This is a genomic window from Candidatus Hydrothermales bacterium, assembly GCA_039630235.1.
In the GTDB taxonomy this organism is placed as follows: domain Bacteria; phylum Hydrothermota; class Hydrothermia; order Hydrothermales; family JAJRUZ01; genus JBCNVI01.
This window is the reverse complement of record JBCNVI010000003.1, coordinates 49,323-69,754: the sequence shown is the minus strand read 5'-3', so window position 1 is coordinate 69,754 and position 20,432 is coordinate 49,323. Positions and strand designations below refer to the sequence as shown.

At 31.2% G+C, this 20,432-nt stretch carries 17 protein-coding genes and 1 tRNA gene; 9 read left to right on the top strand and 9 right to left on the bottom strand.

Features of this window, described 5'->3' with window-relative positions; genetic code table 11:
• Together ftsA and ftsZ are read left to right on the top strand one after the other, a co-directional pair.
• Entirely contained in the window at window positions 1-1,236 is a 1,236-nt protein-coding gene (gene ftsA, locus ABDH49_04290; protein ID MEN3046184.1) for a cell division protein FtsA, read from the top strand.
• 40 nt (window positions 1,237-1,276) lie between these two features.
• Window positions 1,277-2,359 carry a cell division protein FtsZ gene (gene ftsZ / locus ABDH49_04285; protein MEN3046183.1) on the top strand — a complete coding sequence of 361 codons (1,083 nt, stop codon included), beginning with the start codon at window positions 1,277-1,279 and terminating at the stop codon, window positions 2,357-2,359.
• A gap of 28 nt (window positions 2,360-2,387) precedes the next feature.
• Here the strand turns inward: ftsZ and ABDH49_04280 are convergent, their stop codons facing one another.
• The 3 genes from ABDH49_04280 to ABDH49_04270 form a co-directional block, all read right to left on the bottom strand.
• Complete coding sequence (locus tag ABDH49_04280) at window positions 2,388-3,884, bottom strand: BamA/TamA family outer membrane protein (protein ID MEN3046182.1); 1,497 nt, start codon at window positions 3,882-3,884, stop codon at window positions 2,388-2,390.
• 181 nt (window positions 3,885-4,065) lie between these two features.
• Entirely contained in the window at window positions 4,066-5,820 is a 1,755-nt protein-coding gene (locus ABDH49_04275) for a SurA N-terminal domain-containing protein (protein ID MEN3046181.1), read from the bottom strand.
• 10 nt (window positions 5,821-5,830) lie between these two features.
• Window positions 5,831-6,451: a V-type ATP synthase subunit D gene (locus ABDH49_04270; GenBank protein ID MEN3046180.1), complete on the bottom strand. Its 621-nt coding sequence runs from the start codon at window positions 6,449-6,451 to the stop codon at window positions 5,831-5,833.
• A 135-nt stretch (window positions 6,452-6,586) separates the two neighbouring features.
• Between ABDH49_04270 and ABDH49_04265 the strand changes: the two genes are divergently transcribed.
• The gene (locus ABDH49_04265) at window positions 6,587-6,883 is read left to right on the top strand and encodes a hypothetical protein (protein ID MEN3046179.1); all 297 of its coding nucleotides are present in this window, start codon (window positions 6,587-6,589) and stop codon (window positions 6,881-6,883) included.
• Here ABDH49_04265 and ABDH49_04260 read toward each other — a convergent pair.
• The 4 genes from ABDH49_04260 to thiE form a co-directional block, all read right to left on the bottom strand.
• Window positions 6,869-7,768, bottom strand: coding sequence for a hypothetical protein (locus ABDH49_04260; protein MEN3046178.1), 900 nt, complete (start codon window positions 7,766-7,768; stop codon window positions 6,869-6,871). The genes ABDH49_04265 and ABDH49_04260 overlap by 15 nt on opposite strands.
• A gap of 17 nt (window positions 7,769-7,785) precedes the next feature.
• Window positions 7,786-7,857, bottom strand: a tRNA-Gln gene (locus ABDH49_04255).
• Window positions 7,843-8,676, bottom strand: a complete 834-nt coding sequence (gene ispE, locus ABDH49_04250; GenBank protein MEN3046177.1) for a 4-(cytidine 5'-diphospho)-2-C-methyl-D-erythritol kinase — start codon at window positions 8,674-8,676, stop codon at window positions 7,843-7,845. Before ispE ends, ABDH49_04255 begins: the two co-directional genes overlap by 15 nt.
• Window positions 8,654-9,289: a thiamine phosphate synthase gene (gene thiE, locus ABDH49_04245; GenBank protein MEN3046176.1), complete on the bottom strand. Its 636-nt coding sequence runs from the start codon at window positions 9,287-9,289 to the stop codon at window positions 8,654-8,656. The genes ispE and thiE overlap by 23 nt, the downstream gene beginning before the upstream one ends.
• Window positions 9,290-9,306: 17 nt before the next feature.
• On the opposite strand from thiE, the gene ABDH49_04240 reads away from it, so the two are divergent.
• Entirely contained in the window at window positions 9,307-10,599 is a 1,293-nt protein-coding gene (locus ABDH49_04240; protein ID MEN3046175.1) for an oligosaccharide flippase family protein, read from the top strand.
• On the opposite strand, the gene ABDH49_04235 is transcribed toward ABDH49_04240, so the two are convergent.
• Window positions 10,596-11,930: an undecaprenyl-phosphate glucose phosphotransferase gene (locus ABDH49_04235; GenBank protein MEN3046174.1), complete on the bottom strand. Its 1,335-nt coding sequence runs from the start codon at window positions 11,928-11,930 to the stop codon at window positions 10,596-10,598. The two genes, ABDH49_04240 and ABDH49_04235, sit on opposite strands and share 4 nt — an antisense overlap.
• Window positions 11,931-11,974: 44 nt before the next feature.
• Here ABDH49_04235 and ABDH49_04230 point away from each other — a divergent pair, with 44 nt between their 5' ends.
• The 5 genes from ABDH49_04230 (at window position 11,975) to ABDH49_04210 (ending at window position 17,176) form a co-directional block, all read left to right on the top strand.
• Window positions 11,975-14,248: an AAA family ATPase gene (locus ABDH49_04230; protein MEN3046173.1), complete on the top strand. Its 2,274-nt coding sequence runs from the start codon at window positions 11,975-11,977 to the stop codon at window positions 14,246-14,248.
• Window positions 14,245-15,099 carry a spore photoproduct lyase family protein gene (locus ABDH49_04225; protein MEN3046172.1) on the top strand — a complete coding sequence of 285 codons (855 nt, stop codon included), beginning with the start codon at window positions 14,245-14,247 and terminating at the stop codon, window positions 15,097-15,099. The genes ABDH49_04230 and ABDH49_04225 overlap by 4 nt, the downstream gene beginning before the upstream one ends.
• Before the next feature lie 64 nt (window positions 15,100-15,163).
• Window positions 15,164-15,718, top strand: a complete 555-nt coding sequence (gene frr / locus ABDH49_04220) for a ribosome recycling factor (GenBank protein MEN3046171.1) — start codon at window positions 15,164-15,166, stop codon at window positions 15,716-15,718.
• The gene (locus ABDH49_04215; GenBank protein MEN3046170.1) at window positions 15,715-16,401 is read left to right on the top strand and encodes an isoprenyl transferase; all 687 of its coding nucleotides are present in this window, start codon (window positions 15,715-15,717) and stop codon (window positions 16,399-16,401) included. The genes frr and ABDH49_04215 overlap by 4 nt, the downstream gene beginning before the upstream one ends.
• Entirely contained in the window at window positions 16,382-17,176 is a 795-nt protein-coding gene (locus ABDH49_04210) for a phosphatidate cytidylyltransferase (GenBank protein ID MEN3046169.1), read from the top strand. The genes ABDH49_04215 and ABDH49_04210 overlap by 20 nt, the downstream gene beginning before the upstream one ends.
• A gap of 17 nt (window positions 17,177-17,193) precedes the next feature.
• Here the strand turns inward: ABDH49_04210 and ABDH49_04205 are convergent, their stop codons facing one another.
• On the bottom strand, window positions 17,194-20,400 hold the full coding sequence (locus ABDH49_04205; GenBank protein ID MEN3046168.1) for a T9SS type A sorting domain-containing protein: 3,207 nt from the start codon (window positions 20,398-20,400) through the stop codon (window positions 17,194-17,196).
• Window positions 20,401-20,432: the final 32 nt, after the last annotated feature.

The window sequence follows — 20,432 nt, the reverse complement described above, 5'->3', positions numbered from 1 at the left end:
GTGGAAAATAGGAGAATTGTCTGTGTAGATCTAGGTACCTCTAAAGTGTTAGCAGTTTTCGGAATAGAAGAAAAGAAAACAATAAAAGTTGAGGGTTACTCATCCAAAATTGAGTCACAGGGAATCGAATCAGGGGTAGTTCAAAACATTGAAAAAGTTTCAAATACGATAAAATTAGCTGTAGAAGAAGCTTTTAGATTAAAGGGTGAGGTTCCAAAGAAAAAAACAAGATTAATTTTAGTAATAAACGGTAATTACATTGAAAGTGAAATAGAGAAAGGTTTTGTTAAGGTACATGATTCTGACGGAGAAATACATGAAAGTGATAGAATAAGAGTTATAAACACATCAATTCAAAAAGTAGATACCCTCGATAGATCAATAATTTATGTCCATCCAAACGAATACATAGTCGATGACTTAAGGGGTATAAAAGAGCCTGTGGGGATGATTGGTTCTAAGCTCGAGGTTGAAACGTTTATCTTAAAGGCTAAAAGAAATGTTTTAAGTACTTTAAGGAAAGTAGTTGAAAGGAGCGGCTTCAACGTTGAAAATTTTGTCTATTCTCCGATTGCTTCCTCTTATGCTGTTCTTGAAGAAGAAGAAATAAATCAAGGTGTTATTCTTATGGATATTGGAATGGGAACAATAGATGTAGCTGTCTGGAATAAGGGAGCCCTTCTTTATGCAAATTCCTTCTTATTGGGTGGAAAACTTATTATAAATGATTTAATTAAAATTTTAAGGATACCAAATAAAACAGCAAAAGAAATCCTTGAATCCTTCGATAAAATCGATGATAAAAATGAAGAAATAGAGCTAAAGGGAATAGGAGAACGTCCCTCTAAGAAATTTAAGGTTTCTTTAATAATAGAAACGATTTATGCAAGAGTAGAGGAATTACTCTCACTTACGAAGTGGCAATTAGACAAAGTAGTTGACCTTAACAAATTATCAGCTGGAATTGTTCTTGTAGGGGGGGTAGCAAAATTAAAGGGGATTACAGAAATGGTGGAAAGTGTATTTAATCTTCCATGTATAGTTGGTAAACCAAAGGATTTCAGAGGATTATCCGAAGATTTAGTTAATGATCCCTCCTACTCTGCGTCTTTAGGTGCCTTGAGATTAGGCTTTATTCTAAGAAATATAAAATATGGCGATAGTAAAGCAAAACAGAAAGGCTTTTTCTCGGGAGGTATATTGAAAAGTATAAAAGAATTTTTTGAAAACTTTTAATGGGGTTCAAATCCAAAAAATTAAAGGAAAAAACAGAGTTATGATTAGGTTACATGACAGCGGAATTAGACAAATAAGAATTAAAGTTTTAGGAATAGGAGGCGGAGGTTCAAATGCTGTAAAGTTCATGGCTGAAAAAGGAATGGAAAACATAGAGCTTATGGTGGCAAATACAGATATTCAAGCCCTAAGCAGAATTCCCGTTAATATTAAAATTCAATTGGGAAAAAACATAACAAAAGGACAAGGTTCAGGAGGTGATCCAGAGATAGGAAAAAGAGCTGTTGAAGAATCTATCGAAGAAATAAAAAGTTTATTAAAAGACGCTGATATGGTATTTCTTGCAGCTGGACTTGGAGGAGGTACAGGAAGTGGTGGAATACCAATTATTGCTAAACTATGTAAAGAAGACCTAAATATACTTACTTCAGCTGTGGTAACGCTACCCTTTTCTATGGAAGGACCTCTAAGACAAAGAAGAGCAATCGAATCTTTACATGAATTAAAAAAATACGTTAACTCCTATATAGTAATTCCTAACGATAGACTTTTAACAAATGGAAATGAGAATTTATCACTCAGAGAAGGATTTAAAAAGGTAGATGAAGTGCTGTTTCAGGCTGTTAAGGGTATCGTAAACATCATACAAAAGCCACAATATGTAAACGTTGACTTTGCCGATATTAGAAGTATACTAAAATATGGTGGAAAATCTGTAATGGGTATAGGAATAGGAGAAGGCGACACAAAAGCTAAAGACGCAGTAATGAACGCAATACATTCCCCTCTTATTGATAGTGATGGTATAAAACATGCTAAAGGAATTCTTTTAAATATAGCTGGAGGAAATGATTTAACCTTAAAGGAAATTCAAGAGATAATGAGTATTGTTTCAGCTGAAAATGAAAATGAAAATCCAGAGATTATAACTGGACTAGATTACACCGATGAGATGAATGGAAAAGTCGAAGTTACTATAGTTGCTGCAGGTATACCAGATGCTGTTGAAAAAAGGGAAAGTTTATTTACCCCATTTAAAGAAAAAAATCTTCAACACCTTAATGAAAATGGAGACTTAGAAATACCAACCTTTTTTAGAAGAGCTCAATCATTAAACATATAAAAATAAACACTACCTCTATAAGGTTAAATTAAAAATAATGACCTAATCCAAGATATAGGAAAAGCTCCTTTGTTCTGAGAAAATAATTATTAGTACCTAAATCAACTCTAAAGGGTAATATTCCAAAAAAATATCTAAAACCCATTCCAAAACCAAAGGCGTTATTCTTAAAGGATTTATACGAAAATATGTTTGAACAAGTTCCGGTATCGAAAAAAATTACAAATTTTAAGTAACTCGTTAAAACCTTTCTAATTTCAAAATTTATAAGATAAAAGTTCGTTCCACTTTTTATACCCCTTATATCATAATCACCAACCGAATATCTTTTTACACCTCTTAGAGAACCCTCTCCGCCAAGTAGAAATCTTTCAGAGTAAGGAACAATTTCTGAAGGAGGATAGGGAACAATACTTCCACCTGTAAATCTAAAGGCAATTGTATAAGTTTTAAAAGTTTCAAAAAAAGAAAAATCATAGCCTAGTTTTAAAAGGTTTTCAGTTCCCCCAAAAACTGAACCATAAGCATTTATAAACTTATATATACGATAACCTTCTTTTGTATCTAATATGTTATCCCTTTTATCTTGTGTATAAGAAAACCCTAAACCATTTAAGTAAAAGAGTTCCTTTGATTTATAAATAGTTCTAACATTTTGCCAAATTAAATTTGTTTCAAAAATCCATGCACCCCTTTTTATCATATACCTTGATTCAAATCCAAACCTAATTACATCCTCTAATTTATCAAAATAATAAAAGGGAAGCAACTCAAGGATATTTTTCTTTATAACAAAATTTGGATCTTGATATCTTAAAGAAAACTCCCAGTGTAAAAATGACTTAGCATTAAAGTAAGATTTAGCTAAAAGAGCTAATCTCTGAGCATTATTAAAAACATTTAAGTGCTCGAGCTCTAACCTAAACTGTGAAAATCCATCACTTGAATAACCATATCCTGACCTTAAGGCTCTCATCTTCTCCTCTTTTACGTTAAAATGAATATCAACCTCAGTAGAATCAGAGTTTGGTATAACCTTGTAATCTAAACTTCTTATTATTCCCATTGAATATACATTCTTAACCGATAGATAAAGTTTATCAAGCAAAAGATAATCACCTTCTTTTAGTTCAATCGCATCTAAAATTATTTTTTTTCTTGTTTTTGGTGATAGACCCTCTATTTTTATTTCTCTTATCTTTACTTTTTTTCCTGGCCTCAGTTTATAAATAATTTTCAGTGTATCAGAACTTCTCTCAACTAATCTTTCATAATTAAAGAAAAAAAAACCGTTCTCTGTAAAATAACTATATACTTTTTCTTCAAAACTGTGTAAAAAATCCTCTGAATAAAAAGTTGGTAATTTTTTTTTCAAAAATTTTAATAAAAAACTGAATGTGTCAGGATCTATAAAAATTTCTTTTATTATTTTTCTTGTTCCCTCATAAACATATACGTAAAGGTAGTGAAAGCTCTCTTTTTTTGTAATTTTATAATCAATTATTCTGAAATCGAGAAAACCCATTGATTTGTAAAAAGTTGTAACTCTTTGTAATCCATTTAAGACTGTAACATCTTTTGTTTCTCTTCCAATTGGAATGCCCGAAATTTTTATTAAAGTTTTATTGCTAAAACTATGAGAATTTATAAAATAAATGTCATTAAACGTATAAGATGTGAGCTTACTAAAAAGTAAAAGAATTAATTTACTCGAAAAAACTAGACCTATAATCTTTAACGCCTTCCCTGCTTTTTAACTCCTGGTAAAAGGAGCTAAATACTTTATTTTGCAAACTCGTGAGGTGACGTTCATAATACTCATTTAGCTTTACGGACACCTCCTCTGTAGATGGTTCTCTTTTATCTAAAAGTTCAACTATTATTATAGATCCAGGAACAGAGATTCTCTTTTTCTCACCCACGTTCATGCGTACAAGTAGTCCATATACTCTATCAGGGTACTGTAATCCAAACGCTCTATCATAGAAATTTATATCTTTAAACTCTTTTTTGATCACAAAACTTGTATCAAAAACTTCTCCTTTTAAGATTTTTTCAGAAATATTTAATCCAATTTTTTCTTTTTTTGATTTTAAATACATAAACTTCACCTTACTTTTAACTTCTTCAAAATTTTCGATTTTTGGCTTTGTTTTATCAAGAATCTCTATAATGTAAAATCCTTCTGGTGTCCAAAACTTTTGAATAGAGCCCTTACGTGATTTTTTAATCCACTCTCTTATAGCATCATTTTCTCCTATTCCAGGAATAAATGGTAAATCATAGGTAATTTCTCCACTTTCCCTGTATTCAACTTTATAAGATTCTGCCGCAACTTTTAAACCCCTTTCTTTTGCCTCTTTGAATAGATTGGTCGCTTTATCTTTTAAATTCATTCTTGTTTCGTAACTTGTTGTCACTATAGACGAAACTAAAACTCTATACTTTATCTCCTTTTCTCCTTTACTCTCCATAAAGAAAACAAAGGCGGTATCTCCTATTATTACAGGCTCTGTTATTTCTTTTTCCTTATAGTTAACCAAAATTTCGTAAACCTTTGAGCCCTCTTTTGTACTAAATACCGTATCCTTTTTATATCTCAATATTCTGTTGTAGGTTTTATTTGCCTCAAATATGTCAATTTTATTATTAATTAAAAGTTCTCTTATTTCTTTTAAATCTTCTAGCACTAGGGCGCTGTCAGACTTTGAAGGTTTCAGTTCAATCTTTACATAGCCTATCTTGTAAAAGCCCTCCCTTTTAAAATCCTTTTTATTTTTATTATAAAAGTACCTTAAGCTGTCATCGTTAAATTTAATTTGAGTATCAGGAATCTGAAGATAAAGAACCTGATAATATTTAAAAGTAAAATTCGTTAATCTATTAAAGAGTTCTTTCTCTATTTCATCCTTAGATATATGTAGCATTGAGGTAATATCAAGATTCATAAGTTCAACAGGATAAGACTCTATTATATTTTTTGCGTAGTTTAAAACAATTTCTCTGTTTGAGGGATCCTCCAAAAATTGTCTGTATTTATTAATATCAAAGCTATCTTTTATCCAAAAGGAACTGTCTTGTAAAACTTCCGGGGGTGGTGCATTCAAAATTATTGTATTTAAAAGATTATCATCAACAATTAATTTTCTTTTCTTTCTGATTTCAGAAAATCTTGTTCTAAACAAAAGCTCATCAAAAGCCCTTGACTCAATTAGTGCAATATCTCTATCGGTTAAATCGCCTCTTAAGTTTCTTTCTCTCTCAATAAGTTCGTTTAATAAATCTTGATAAGTATCAAAACTCACCTGGACTCCATCAATTTCAGCTATTATTCCTCTCTGATAGGGTTTTGTAATTTCATAACCAGCAATATCCATTCCGAGTTCAAGGAAAATCCATAAAATAAAAGTAATAGCCATTAAAAACAAGATAACTCTTGCATTCTTTCTTATTGATTGCATCAAAGGCATTTTACGACCTCTTCCTTTTCAAAAGTTTCATTCTGAACTTATCTTCCCTCTCTCTATCTTCAAGGGCTCTTCTTATGTAATTAACCTCCTCCTTAAGTCTTGGTATTATCTTTTGTTCAAGAGCGTTTACTCTTCTTGTAGTTTTTTTTATTTCTTCTCCTATTCTTTTAAACTTAATCTCAAGTGGAACGATTGAAAGAATCTTGTCTATTAAAGTTTCAAAGACTGAGGTAGTCCCATCTATTCTTGTTGTAACAGAGAAGGGACTTAAAAACCTTGAGGAAATTGTTTTTTTTCCATCTTTTTTTTCAATTTCTGGGATAGAAACTCCCCAAAGTTTTCTCTCTTTCATTTTTAGTACAATTTCTTTAGATGACAAAAGGGCTGCAGATCTTAACTCTTCTGAACCATCCTTTCCAATAGCAAGTATAAGGGTATTCATAGCCTTTTTAGTAGTCCTATCTAACTCCTTATACTCCCTTAAAAGTGGCTTTATTAGATTTAGAAATTCAGATAGGAGAGCATCTCTTTTGTTTTTTAAAAGAGCTACCCCACTTTCTGCAACCTTTATTTGCCTTTTCTTTAAAAGCATTACCATTCGCGTAGGAGCGACATTTTCCATTTTCTTTATTATATACTATATAAAATGAAATTTTCCAAAATAAAACTTTTAACCTTATTTCTCTTTTGCTGTGGTTATAAAGCCCCTCCTCCAGGTAAACCAGACCTAGAGGCACCAATAATAAATGTCTTAAATTTGAGGGAAAAAGATACTATAAGAGATTCTTTTAAAATAACTGTTTCTGTAGAAGATAAATCCAAAATATTATGGGTAAAATTATTAATAGACGGTAAGGAATCTCAAATTGATTCGATCCCTCCCTATGAATTTTTAATATCTCCGCCATACAATAAATATGAAATTACTTTCCAGGCTCTTGATAGATGGGAAAACCTAGGTACATCAAAAGTGTTTGAAATTTTTGGAATAATAAAGGATACACAAAGGATTGACACAATTCCTAAAAAAAAGAGAAAATTAATTACCCCTTAAAAGCCTTTTTTTCAACTTCTCTATTTCTCTTTTTTTCTTTTTTTCCCAACTTTCTCTCAATTTTTCTATCTCTGAATCTTTCTCTATCCTATTATCTAATGGAATGTTGACGACTTTTTTAACATTTATCACTCCATTTTTGTTTGAGAAAAATATAATTGGTAAATATATGCCATATCTTGACACTGTCAAGGTGTATATACCTTTTTCTTTTTTTAAGCTTACCTCAAAATTAATAGAGTTTCCTATAATGTTAAAAACGCATAGATTAGTATCAAAAGGTAACTCGGTGAAAAACGGAGTAACGATAAGTAAAATCGAATTTTTGTTTTTTAATTCTTTCTTTAGTTTTTCAAATACAGATAATTCATAATCAGAAAATCCGTTAGATATTCTTGGAGGATTATAAGATGTAAAATAAATTTTTGTTTTACCAATTTGAAAAATCTCATAGGGTTTTAAAAGTTCCTTAAAATCAGAATTCATATTTACAAAGGGGTATTTAAGTTCTTTGACCAAATATTCAATATCTTCTTTACTTGAAAACGCTTCTCTTTCTCCAAGAGCCATTGCTTTCACTTTCATGATTTTAAGTATATCTCTAAAGATTTTTAAGAATTCTCTATTTGAGGATGGGCTTACGTAGTTACCTGTATCGAAAATCAAAATCTTTGTATTATATTTTTCATGGAGTTTCTTTGCTACATAAGCTCTTTTTGAAAGTTCACCACCTCTAAAAGGTGGATTTCCACACCCGCAAGGTTCAAAGTTATTACCTACATCAGAGATAAGGGCAACCGCAAAGTCAAATGAATCTGGTGGTAAAAGTTCTTTGAAAGGAGAATCTAAACTTTTAAAGAGAAAAAAAATGAAAAATAATTTCATTTACTTTGTATTAAAAGCTGGGGCGGGTGGACTCGAACCACCACACTGGGATCCAAAATCCCATGTCCTGCCAATTAGACGACGCCCCACTGTTTGCACCAGTAACACCTTCCCACCTTCCCTTCTATATTAATTTTATCCTCAAAGATAGAAACAAGGCAAGACCCACTCCCTGTTAAAAAACTCTTTATTGCGCCCTTTTTTCTATAAAAACTAATTAAGTCCAAATAATCGGGAAATTTATCAAAAATAACTTTCTCAAAATCATTTTCTAAAACAGAAAGAGCCTCAATGAATTTACTATCTTTTAGTAGAGAAACTAAAATTTCAAAGTTTTTCTCCTTGACTTCATAATTGTTACAAAGAAATTCTGAAATCATGCTGTAAGCCCAACCTGTATCTATTTTAAAACCAGGATAATGAATTAAAAAATAGTAGGGAAATTTAATATTTAGCCTTTCAATCTTATCACCTCTTCCCATTACGATTGCAGGTTCTTGTAAAATAAAAAAGGGAACATCAGAACCTACTTTTGAAGCTATACTTAAAAGTTTTTCATTATCAAGGTTAAGTTTATAAATTTCATTAATTGCCTTTATAACAGTTGCTGCATTTGAACTTCCGCCTCCTAGTCCCCCTCCTATGGGAATTCTCTTTTTTATAAAAATATCGGCGCTAAAAAATTCACCTAACTCTTCGCTCATAACTTTTAACGCTTTAAAAACTATATTTTGATCTCCCTCTGGACCTTCGGTTGCAACTACTTTTGTTAATTCGGACTCTTTTATTTCAATCTCATCACACAAATCTATAGGTAAAAAAACAGATCTTATCTCATGGAAACCATCACTTCTTTTATACAAAATCCATAAACCGAAATTAACTTTAGAAGGTGATAGAACCTTCATGGTAGAAAAGTAGCTCCTCTTTCATTTTATGTACATTAAAAAAAGGATCTTCACTTTTATAAATTCCAGATATTGAACATACTCCACATTTAACTTCTCTGAGTAAATTAGAAATATTATCTACGTTTATTCCTCCTATTACATACATTGGAATACTTAAAATTTCTCTTGCCCTTTTTAGTATAGAAAAAGGAACAATTTTTTTATCTGCTTTAGATGGAGAAGTGTAGGGTGAAGAAAAGGATACATAATTGGCGCCTTTAGCTTGAGCTTCTATAGCTCTTTCAATACTATCATAGCAAGAGACACCTAAAATTTTATTACCGATTTTTTTTCTCACTATAGATATTTCCTCATCCTCTTTACCTATATGTACACCATCTGCATCTACTTCAAGGCAGATATCATAGTAATCGTTTATAATAAAGATTACGCCATAAAACTTTGTTATTTTTTTAATTTCTCTTGCTAAATTGATAAGATAACCCCTATCTTTACCTTTAACTCTAAGTTGAAAAATTCCTACACCACCGAGGAAAGATCTTTCAATTTTGTAGAGGTAATTATCATCTTGTGCGTCCCAAATGCCGTATAATAAGGGTAACTTTCTCACATTTAAATATACAAAAAATGAGAAGAATAATCAAGGATACCTTCATTTTAGCCGCTTCTAATGTTTTTTCAATTATTTTAGCTGCTTTAGGAACTCTTTTTATAGCAAAGATTCTGGGGCCAGGGGGATACGGAGGATACTCAGCTTATAAGTTGATTATATCTTATATTGTAAATCTTCAACTTGGGGTTTTTCAGGGTCTTCAGAGAGAGATTCCGTGTGTAAAGGCTTTGGGAAAGCGTGAAAGGCTTAATTCAATTTTGAATTCAGTTTTTTCTTTTACACTTTTTATTTCTCTTATTGGAATTTTTATAATTTTCATCTTTTCTATTAATTCTTCTTCCTTTTTTAAGAAAGTTTTTATTTTGACGATGCCATTTGTTCCGCTTTATTTCTTTAAGGAGCTTTTCAAATTTTCTTTAAAGGGTTTAGAGAATTTTATAGGACTTTCAATTTTGAACATTTTTGATTCTCTGAGCATTATTTCTTTCGCCATAATTTTTTCAATTTTATTTGATGCAGAAGGGGCTATTTTTGGTTTTGCTTTTTCACACCTTATTTTTTTTATTTTGAGCTTTTTTATAACTAAGAAAATTTTCTATGGATTAAAATTTAATCTTGAAGATATAAAATTACTTTTAAAAGTAGGATTTCCAATTTTTTTTATTGGAGTTCTCAATGTTTTTTTATTTTCAATTGATAGATTATTTATACTTGGAACCTTTGGTAGGGAGGGTTTTGGTGTGTATGCTATGGCACTAAATTTCTTGAATTTAATTTCTCAAGTTCCCATAGCCTTTGCTGTTGTTCTTCTTCCTTTTTTGACAAGAAAAAAAGCATTAGAAGGTTCTTTGGAAAGCTTTATCAGAAGAGATTTTTTAATCATTGTTTATCTTATATTTATCTCTGTTTTAATTATAGCTTTAAATCCGGTAATATGTTTTATAATAAACAATCTTTTACATAAATATAAACCAGCGTTACCGCTTTTAAAGCTTTTGCTTGAGTTTATTCCCTTTTCGACTTTAAGCTTTTTCTTCTATTCTTTCTTAATTGCAGAAAATAGGCATTTTTATATTATTCCCTATCAGATTATACTTTTGCCTCTTTCAGTAATCTTAAATTCGATTTTAATTCCCAAATTTGGCCTTAAGGGAGCTGCCATTTCTTTTCTTATATTACAAACTCTCTTTACATTAATTACAATTTTTATATCTCACAGATTCATAAAATTTAAATTGTTAAAAAGTTTCTCTATTTTTTTAACTTTTTCATTTTTGCACTTTTTAATATTTGAGAAAATTTTCTAGTAGGCGTTTTTCTGAGAGAAAAATATAACTATAGTTTTTAGAATTATTTTTAAATCGAGGAGAAAGGAGTAATTATCGATATAATATAGATCGTATCTTAATCTCTCTTCTATTGAAGTATCTCCTCTCCAGCCATGGACCTGAGCCCAACCTGTTATTCCTCCCTTAACTCTATGTCTTTCGTCATATCGCGGTATTTCTTTTTTAAACTTTTCAACAAAGTAAGGCCTTTCTGGTCTTGGACCCACAATACTCATGTCACCCTTTAAAACATTTATAAATTGAGGAATTTCATCAATACTGAACCTTCTTAAAATTCTACCTATTTTAGTTACTCTCGGATCACAAGGAGTTGTAAATTTTGGCTCCTTTTCATTATCTGCTCCTACATACATGGTTCTAAATTTATACAATTTAAAAATTTTACCGTCTTTACCAACTCTGTCTTGCTTGTAAAACACAGGACCTTTGGAAGTAAGCTTTATAAGTATAGCTACCAAAATAAATATAGGAGAAAAAATAATTAGGAAAAGTAATGAAAAAATAATATCAAACGATCTTTTAATAAATCTCTGAAAGAGATTTAATCCTTTTTCTTTTAATTTCAAAAAGGGTATGCCGTTAAGATAGAAAGTTTCGACTCCCATAAGCATAAGTTCGTATATATCTGGAATAAAATAAACTTCAAGTCTTTTCTTTTCTATTTTTTTTAGAATCCCAGGTATTAAATTTTGCTTTTCAAAGGGAAGAGCTAAAATTAAAATGGTCTCCTCTTTAGGATTAACGTTTTTTTCAAAGAACTCATCTACAGTGTAAATTTTTGAGATATTTAATCCCAAATCTGGTCTTTCTTTGATTCTTGTTGTTAAAGCCCTTAATATATCACCCTCACCAACAACAATTGCTTCCTTTTTCCAGATTCCCCTTTTAAATAAAATTTTTAAAAAATTTCTAAACAAAACTCTGAAAAGCAATTGGTATAAAGTGATAAATAAAAAATAAAAAGCAACTGTAAGACGAGAGTATACAATTTGTCTATAATAAAACGAAACAAAGGTTACAAAAAGAAGATATAAAAAATTAACTTTAACAAGTTCGAAAAATAAATCAAAGGTTGTGAGGGTTTTTTCTTTTTCGTAAAAACCTTTAGATAGGTAAAGAAGGAGTCCCATTATAAAAACTACTAAAAAAGACTTAAAGTAAATTTCGTAGGGAACAGATTTTCTCCAGATGGGAATTAATGAACTCTCAAAACGAAGCCAATAAGCTGTTTTAAAACCGAGAAAAAGAGCTAAAGCATCCAAAAAAATAAGGGTAATTTTTTCACTCAAATTTCCTTTTAATCCCATATAAAATTATTATAAAATAAAATTATATGAGAGTTCCTAAAATAAAAGACTTAAATTTTATAGAAAAAATCGATATTCCAAGGAAAAGTATAAGTAAACTTCTGCCACTTGAGGGATTTATAGGACAGAAAGAGGCAGTAAGGAGTATGGAGTTTGGACTAAAGATAAGCTCAAAATCGCATCATATTTTTGTATCGGGTAAGCCTGGAAGTGGAAGAACAAGTATGGTACTTGAGTATGTTTCAAAAGTAGCAGAAAAAATGCCGCCTCCAGCTGATGTTATTTATGTGTATTCTCACGAGAATCCTTACTCACCTAAAGCTATATTTCTTGAAACTGGACAAGGCAAAAAGTTTAAAAAGGATATGGAAGATACAATAAGGGAAAGTCTCGATGAGGTGATAGCAATAACAAAAATTAAAGAATTCAAGGAGGAAAAGGAAAAAATTATAGAAAATTTTAACATTCAGCGAGAAAGTCTTTTAGGTAACTTAAGAAAAAAAGCAACTGAACTTGGAATTTTTATAAAACAGAAAGGGGACGGTTTTGACTTTTTACCCTTAACTACAAGGGGAAAAATATTAACACCAGAAGAGTTTGATAGGAAAGTCGGTGAAATAAGAAAAGAATTAAATAGAGTTTTAAGCGAAATAGAAAATCTTAATCTAAATTTCAAAATTAAAATAAGAGATTTACTATCAAATTTTGGGGCAAAAACGCTTTCATCAATTTTTCCCCCACTTATCGGAAAATATCTAAATAATAGGGAAATTGTAAAATTTATCCTTAATTCAGTTCAAGATATACTGGAAAATATTGACTATATTACATCTAAACCAGAAGAGGCTTACCACTATTTTATAGAAAAATACAAAGTACACTTATTTATAGATAACTCTAATTTAAGAGGAGCACCAATTATCCTTGAGACTCACCCAACACTTTCAAGGTTAATAGGTAGAATAGAAAGAACTCTTGAAAATCCTACACTAGATTTTTCGGGCATAATACCTGGTGCCTTCCACAAAGCTAACGGTGGCTTTCTAATAATACCTGCCGAAGAGTTATTAAAAATTGAACCTGCCTATACATTCTTAAAGTGGACATTAAAATCAGGTAAAATCCTCATAGAAAATGTATCTGAAGAAGAAAACATCCACACAACAAAAACAATAAAACCTGAATCAATACCTTTTAATGGAAAAGTAATTCTTATAGGTTCATCCTCTACTTTCTTTAATTTGAAAGAGAACGATCCAGACTTTAACGAACTCTTTAAAGTCCATGTGGAGTTTAAGTCTTCAATGGATTTAAACAGAGAAAATCTAAATGACTATATGAGATTTATAAAGACATTCTGTGATAAAGAAAATCTTTTATATCCCGACAGAAAAGCCTTAAAGAAAATAGTGTGGTACTCATCGAGATTAGCTGGTGATCAAAGTAAACTTTCGACTAACTTTGGTGCAATATGTGATCTTCTACGAGAAGCTGATTTTTTTGCCAGAAAAGAAAATAAAACAAAAATAGAAAAGAGTCACGTAATAGAAGTTTTAAAAAATAGATTTAAAGAAAGTGAAATAGAAGAAACCTATTTTGAGTGGATTAAAAATGGAGTAATATCAATTAATTTCGAGGGAGAAAAAATAGGCACGGTTAATGGACTTACAGTTTTAAGTTACGGAGAAATAAGCTTTGGTAGGCCAGTTAAAATTACAGCTACCTGCTTTGCAGGTAAAGAGGGAGTTATAGATATTGAAAGAGAGGCAGAATTATCAGGACCCATTCATACCAAGGGAACACAGATACTCTGTGGTTACTTAGGGTATAAGTACGGGCAGAAAATACCTATATATATGACTGCAAGAATTGTCTTTGAACAGACATATGTTGGAGTTGAGGGAGATAGTGCACAAGCTGCTGAGCTTGTAGCAATAATATCTTCTCTTTCAGAACTCCCAATACGTCAAAACTGTGCAATAACTGGTTCAATTAACCAATTTGGAGAGATACAAGCGATAGGTGGGATAAATGAGAAAATTGAAGGAATTGCAAAGGCTCTTAGATACATTGACTATAAAGGTACTTTTAATATCCTTTTCCCTGAGTCTAATTTAAAAAATCTATGTCTTCAAGATGAGGTTTTTGATTTGATCAAAAAAAGAGTATTAAAACTTATTGCAATTAAAAATATTGACGAAGCTATAAAAGTTCTTTTCAATAAAAAGCCTGAGATAGTTCATAAAAGGGTCATTACAAAACTTAAAAGGTATTATAAAATTCTTAAAACTGAGTTATGAAATATTTTAACTTTTTTGATCCCTTCAAAAGTAAAACTTTATGTAGCTGTGAGAGGAAATATACAATAAATCCTTATACAGGTTGTAATCATAAGTGCTCTTACTGCTATATAACAAGCTACATAAAAGATGGATTTGAAATAAGACCTAAGCAAAATTTGATAGAAAATTTAAAAAGAGAAATTGAAAAAATAAAAGAAAAGCATCCAGTAAATTTATCTTCATCATCTGATCCTTATCCTAAAATAGAAAGTTTTATGCTTTTAACAAGAAAAACACTTTTGCTTTTACGTGAGAGAGATTTTAAAGTTTCAATAATAACCAAATCACCGCTAGTACTAAGAGATATTGATATAATAAAAGAATTAGATGCCACTGTTTCTTTCACTATAACCCATTATTCTGACGAAGCTGCAAGAAAAGTTGAACCAAATGCTCCCCCAGTGAGTGAAAGGATAGAAGCAGCGAAAAAACTCTTAAGGGAAAAAGTCAAAGTATGCATAAGAATTGATCCTATTATACCTTTATATAATGACAAGAGAGAAGTTGTCAGAAATATTTTAAGAGATTTAGAAGGTATATTTATGGTGGTTTTTTCAACTTATAAGGCAAAGCCTGACAATTTTTTAAGGATTAAGAAGATTTTCCCTAGTATTGAAAATTTTCCGTGGAAAGAGAAAGCATTAAGAGGTTACAAGTACTTAAGTTATAGTTATAGAAGAGAGATATTAGAAGAGCTTATGGAAGAAGCAAAAAATTTCACAGAGAAGATAGGCTTATGTAGAGAAGGAATAGATAAATTAAAAAACACAAAGTCATGTGATCCTATTTTTGAAGTTTATTTCAGTTGAAATAGGGGGATATTTTTGATAAAATGAATGGAAGGTTCAAGTCCCTTTTAAAAATTAGATCAAAATGGAAGAAATAATAAAGGACGGTGAAAATCGGATGCAGAAAAGTATAAATACTTTAAAGGAGGAGCTGAAAAAGTTAAGAACAGGAAGGGCTTCACCCCATATATTAGAGAGCATAAAAGTTAATTATTATGGTCAAGAGATTCCGATTATTCAGATTGCAGGAATAGGTGTTCCTGAACCTAAGATGATTGTAATAAAGCCCTACGACAAAAATATTGTATCAGAGATTGAAAAGGCAATACTTAAAAGTGGAATAGGTCTTACCCCAAAGGTTGAAGGTGGTATAATAAAAATTCCAATTCCTCCTTTATCAGAAGAAAGAAGAAAAGAACTTGTTAAACTTGTTAAAAAATTTGGTGAGGAATCAAAAATTGCCTTAAGAAATATAAGAAGAGATCTAATGGAGAAAATAAAACAAAAAAAGGAAAATGGGGAAATATCAGAAGATGAAGCAGAAATTTTGAAAAAAAGGATTGAAAGTTTAACGGAGAAAAAGATAGGAGAAATAGAGGAAATAATTAAGATTAAAGAAAGGGAAATAATGGAAGAATGAAAATCCCGGAACATGTGGCAATTGTAATGGATGGGAACGGAAGATGGGCAAAAGAAAGAAATTTACCGCGACTTCTTGGACATAAAGAAGGAGTAGAATCAGTAAGAGAGATAATAAAAGCAGCAAGAGAACTTGGGATAAAATACCTCACACTTTTTACCTTTTCAACAGAAAATTGGAAAAGATCAGAAGAAGAAATTAAGGGACTCTTTAATTTACTTGAGTCTGTTGCAAGAAAAGAACTTAAGAATCTTATTGAAAACGGAATAAGAGTAATGGTGATGGGAAGAATAGATGAGTTACCCGAAAGTACAAAAAAAGTCATTGAGGAAGTAATTGAAAAAACTAAGGAAAATAAAGATATGGTTCTTATTCTTGCGATAAACTATGGTGGAAAAAGAGAAGTTATAGATGCGGTGAATAAAATTTTAAAAAATGGAAAAAAGGAGATAAATGAGGAAGATTTCAGAAAGTATCTTTATATACCGGATATTCCTGATCCAGATCTTCTGATTAGAACAAGTGGAGAAATGAGAATTTCTAACTTTTTTCTTTTTCAGCTTTCTTATACTGAACTTTATTTTACGAAGAAGAATTGGCCTGAATTTAGAAGAGAAGATTTTTTAAATGCAATTGAAGAATACTCAAAAAGAGTAAGAAGATTTGGAGAAGTTATCCCTTAGATTACTGACGGCTGTCATCAGTATTGCTCTAACTTTAGCCCTAACACTCTTAGGTAACTTTACTTTTTTTATTCTTTTGTACATATTTCTCTTTTTCTCTCTTTTCGAATTTTTAAGCATTCTTAAAAGAGCTGAGTTTATAATTAAACCTCATCTTATTCTTATACTAAATCTAATCTTTTTTCCCCTATTGATTTTGCTCCCAAATATTAGAATTCTCTTAACTTTCTCTTTAATCTTCATATTTTTCATAATCTCTCTAGTTTACGCAGAAAAAAGAAAGGGTTTAAACTTTGTATCCTGTGCCTTAGTTTCAGTTTTTTATTTAGTAATACCGTCTTATCTAATTTTTCAGTTAAAGGTAATATACGGAATTAAAGAAATATTTTTTCTTTTTGGATCTGTGTGGGTTTTTGATTCTTTTTCTTACTTTACTGGTATATATTTTGGTAAAAGAAAACTATGGGAAAGAGTATCGCCAGGTAAAACTATAGAGGGTTTAATAGGTGGATTTTTTTCAACCTTAGTTTTTTCTATAATTTTTGCTATTTTACTAAGAGAAAACTTACTTAAAAGATTAATACCCGCGACTTTTATTTCTTTATCGGCGCTTGCGGGAGACTTATGGGAATCAATGTTTAAAAGAGAAATGGGTGTTAAGGATTCTTCAAACTTTTTACCGGGTCACGGCGGCTTTCTTGACAGAGTAGATTCCTTAATATTTTCTACTTACTTTTATTTCTTATACCTTGTAGTTTTATATCCTTTGCCCTAACCCCTTATAAAATTCCTTTAATTAACTTTAATAAATTTAGATTCATAAATTTGATCTTTTCCATGATAAACTTTAAGGATATATAAACCTTGTCTCAAACCTTTTAGATCAATCTTATTTTCACCTTTTTCAAATAATCGTGAGCCTTTTAACACTTTCCTTCCACCAGTGTCATAAATCTCAAAAGAGAGTTTTCTATCTGAGTCAAGGTAAAGGAGTATAAAGTCTTTATCATAGGTGCAGTTTATAAAGAGCTCTTTAGCATCTTTTTCAGATACATTTAAAGCCGCAATAATTTTAAAATAACCTTCGCTTTCCTTTTTGATTAACCATTCTCTTTTATGGTGTACTATTTTAATTTTACAGGAATCATAGTTTTGATTAGGTAATAGGAAACTAAAGGAAGATTGTGAAGCTTCAATATCATTCCCTATTAACAGGAAATTTTTACCTCCATCGTAAGAGATAAAAATATCTACAGTATCAACAAGTCGAGGTTCTAAAATACTCCAAGTGATATTCAGGTTACTTCCACCTAAAAAGGTATCACCGGTAGAGGGTGAAGTGATTAAAATCGGCTGCTTTATTATAAAGTAATCGTCACTTTCATCATAAATTAAAGGATCATTAAGATTTTCAACTCTAATTTTAGCAAAGGGGGTCTCATAATTAGAAACAGTCCATACGTAATTACTCGTACCTGATATTGAAGGACTAATCACTACATAACTTAATGAACTATCAGGAGTTAAAAGTATTCTAAAATTGTTTACATTTGCATAACTCCACCTTATATTAAGAGTATCACCAACATATTTTGTTATCCTTGTATTTGGATTCAATACTTGTATATAAGGAGAAGGAGGTTGAATACCTTTTATTACAAACTTACCTGAAACATCTCTATTTTGCATAAATTCATTATGAGTGATTCTTAAAACAGCGTTATTTGTTGGGATTCCTTGGCAGTTCCAAAGGTATTCACCTGTATCTGGACAAGCACTCTCAATAATTGAAAATGTTGATCCTCCATCATAGGAAATCTCTATTTTTACGAATCCACCTATACCACTCTTTTTCCATTTTATAATGTAAGAATTTCCAATTTGTAAGGTATCAGATAGAGAGTTAGGATAAGTAATATCTATCTTATCTGAGACATATAATCTCCTTGATATCCTAAAGATATTCCACATTCCTCTACTTTCAAGCTTTAGGAAGAAATTTCTGGTTGGAGTTTGAGGAACAATATAATTAAAATTACCAGTATTTAAAGTATCACTTTTTAAATAGAAGAAATTTTGACAGTTATCAGGGGAATATAAAAGAGAAACTCTCTCTATCAAACCCCTTGTTGTCCACCTTATGTTTGCAACTTGATTTGTGTATAGAAAAGTATCAGCGAAAGGTAAAATTGAAAAGGAGGGTGAATTATCCCTAAAAAGAATTATGTGAGCTCTTTTATTATTGTAAGGTGAAGTTTTAAATCTCTCATATACAAGTGCGAAAGTTGAGTCAGTCAAAGGTACCAAATTAGCAATCTGTATTGGATAATCATTAGGTGAAAATATAAAACCATTAACTCTTAGATTAGAGAGTAAATATTCTTCAGGGAGTTGGTTTAAAGTAAAATCAAGAATTTTTCCATATATATCCATTCTACCGCTTCTAGAATCCTGCCAAATAATAAGTAGATGATCACCTAAATTAACAACAGTTGAAACAGCCTCTTGCCAAGAACCTCTTGAAACTGGAATTCCATCTCCATCGAGTAAGGCGCCAAATGGTGAAACTCTTGCTGCATATATATCCCAGTTACCACTTCTATAATCACTCCAAGTCAAAACTATATTTATGCCATTAAAAATAGAAGAAGGAAACCTTTTTTGAGAATACAACGTGAAAAGAGGTGAACCACCAGAACCGTATAGAACAGATCCAGCTCCACTTACAGCATTAAAGTAAAGATCCCATCTTCCATTTTGATCAGTTTCATAGATTATAAAGTATCTATTATAGGCAGGAATAAATGTGACTGTTGAATAATCTTGAGTTCCACCTGCATTTGAGAGAATCAGATCACCAGTTAAAGGAGATCCAGTTGAACTAAAAAGTTTTCCATACAGATCCCACCAACCAGCTCTATAATCGGACCATGAAACAAAGAAATTACCATCTAAGGAACTTACAGCTATAGATGGTCTCAATTGGTCCTGTGTAAAGGCAACAACTGAAAAACCAGCTGGATCAATTACAACACCAGATGGAGAAATTCTAGTACCGTATATATCCCAGTTACCGTTTCTATAATCTTCCCAAACACAAACAAAGTTGTCTGTGACTGGATTGTAAGTGACAACTGGATTCCTTTGATCGTGTGCAGCGCTCGAGATTACAAAAGGTCCTGTTAAAGGCAATCCTGAAAAACTGTAAATACGACCATATATATCCAAATTTCCAGCTGGACCGACTTGTGAATAAACAACTATAAGCCTATCTCCTGCTCTTGCAGCTCTTATTCCAGATTGACTTGGTGCTTGCCACCCCATGTAAAAATCGGTAAAACGTACTGTTAAAGTTGGTAAAATTTTAGCAATGCCAACTTCTTGGTAATTTCCTGAATGATAAACATTGTAACCTATAATTATTACAGAATCTAAAGTAGTAGCAAAAGGTAAAGTATAGTTTTCATACCCCTCATTATACGTAGTTGAGGTTAAAACCTGGATACCAAGCATATTCAAGAGGGAGTCAGTAATTCCTACGTATACTTCACCGGAAGCGCTTATACTATAACCCTGAGTAACAGCAAGCAAAAAGTTTTTATTATATAGAGGAACAAGAAACCCAAATTGATCATTAGTGGTAGTTGTTGTTATTCTTTTTGGAGCTAGAGCAATAGTAGCATCCCTTCTAATTATACATCCATAAATCTGATAGTAACCAGGGGTATTATCCATAAAGGCAACTCCGTATCTATTTAAAACTGGATGAAAGGTAACCTTTGGCCATACAGAGTGCGAACCTGTTGCCATAATGGGAAAACCCGAAGGATGAGATAGAGAACCTGTTACCGGATCTAAAAAGGTAGCATATAAATCCCAGTTTGCACCATTTCTATAATCCTGCCAAGCAATTAGAAATCGTGTTCCATCTCCATCAACGCTTGCTCCATATTGGGCATTTGCTGCATCAATTATTAAAATAGAGCCAGGATCTAACACATTTCCATTAGGTAGGATTCTTGCTCCTCTAA

Bases quoted from the DNA above. Each gene is read 5' to 3' on its own strand.
- ABDH49_04275 (MEN3046181.1), bottom strand. From the start codon at position 5,820: ATGCAATCAATAAGAAAGAATGCAAGAGTTATCTTGTTTTTAATGGCT.
- frr (MEN3046171.1), top strand. From the start codon at position 15,164: ATGGAAGAAATAATAAAGGACGGTGAAAATCGGATGCAGAAAAGTATA.
- ABDH49_04240 (MEN3046175.1), top strand. From the start codon at position 9,307: ATGAGAAGAATAATCAAGGATACCTTCATTTTAGCCGCTTCTAATGTT.
- ABDH49_04260 (MEN3046178.1), bottom strand. From the start codon at position 7,768: ATGAAATTATTTTTCATTTTTTTTCTCTTTAAAAGTTTAGATTCTCCT.
- ABDH49_04225 (MEN3046172.1), top strand. From the start codon at position 14,245: ATGAAATATTTTAACTTTTTTGATCCCTTCAAAAGTAAAACTTTATGT.
- ABDH49_04270 (MEN3046180.1), bottom strand. From the start codon at position 6,451: ATGGAAAATGTCGCTCCTACGCGAATGGTAATGCTTTTAAAGAAAAGG.
- ABDH49_04215 (MEN3046170.1), top strand. From the start codon at position 15,715: ATGAAAATCCCGGAACATGTGGCAATTGTAATGGATGGGAACGGAAGA.
- ispE (MEN3046177.1), bottom strand. From the start codon at position 8,676: ATGAAGGTTCTATCACCTTCTAAAGTTAATTTCGGTTTATGGATTTTG.
- ABDH49_04280 (MEN3046182.1), bottom strand. From the start codon at position 3,884: ATGGGTTTTCTCGATTTCAGAATAATTGATTATAAAATTACAAAAAAA.
- ftsZ (MEN3046183.1), top strand. From the start codon at position 1,277: ATGATTAGGTTACATGACAGCGGAATTAGACAAATAAGAATTAAAGTT.
- ABDH49_04230 (MEN3046173.1), top strand. From the start codon at position 11,975: ATGAGAGTTCCTAAAATAAAAGACTTAAATTTTATAGAAAAAATCGAT.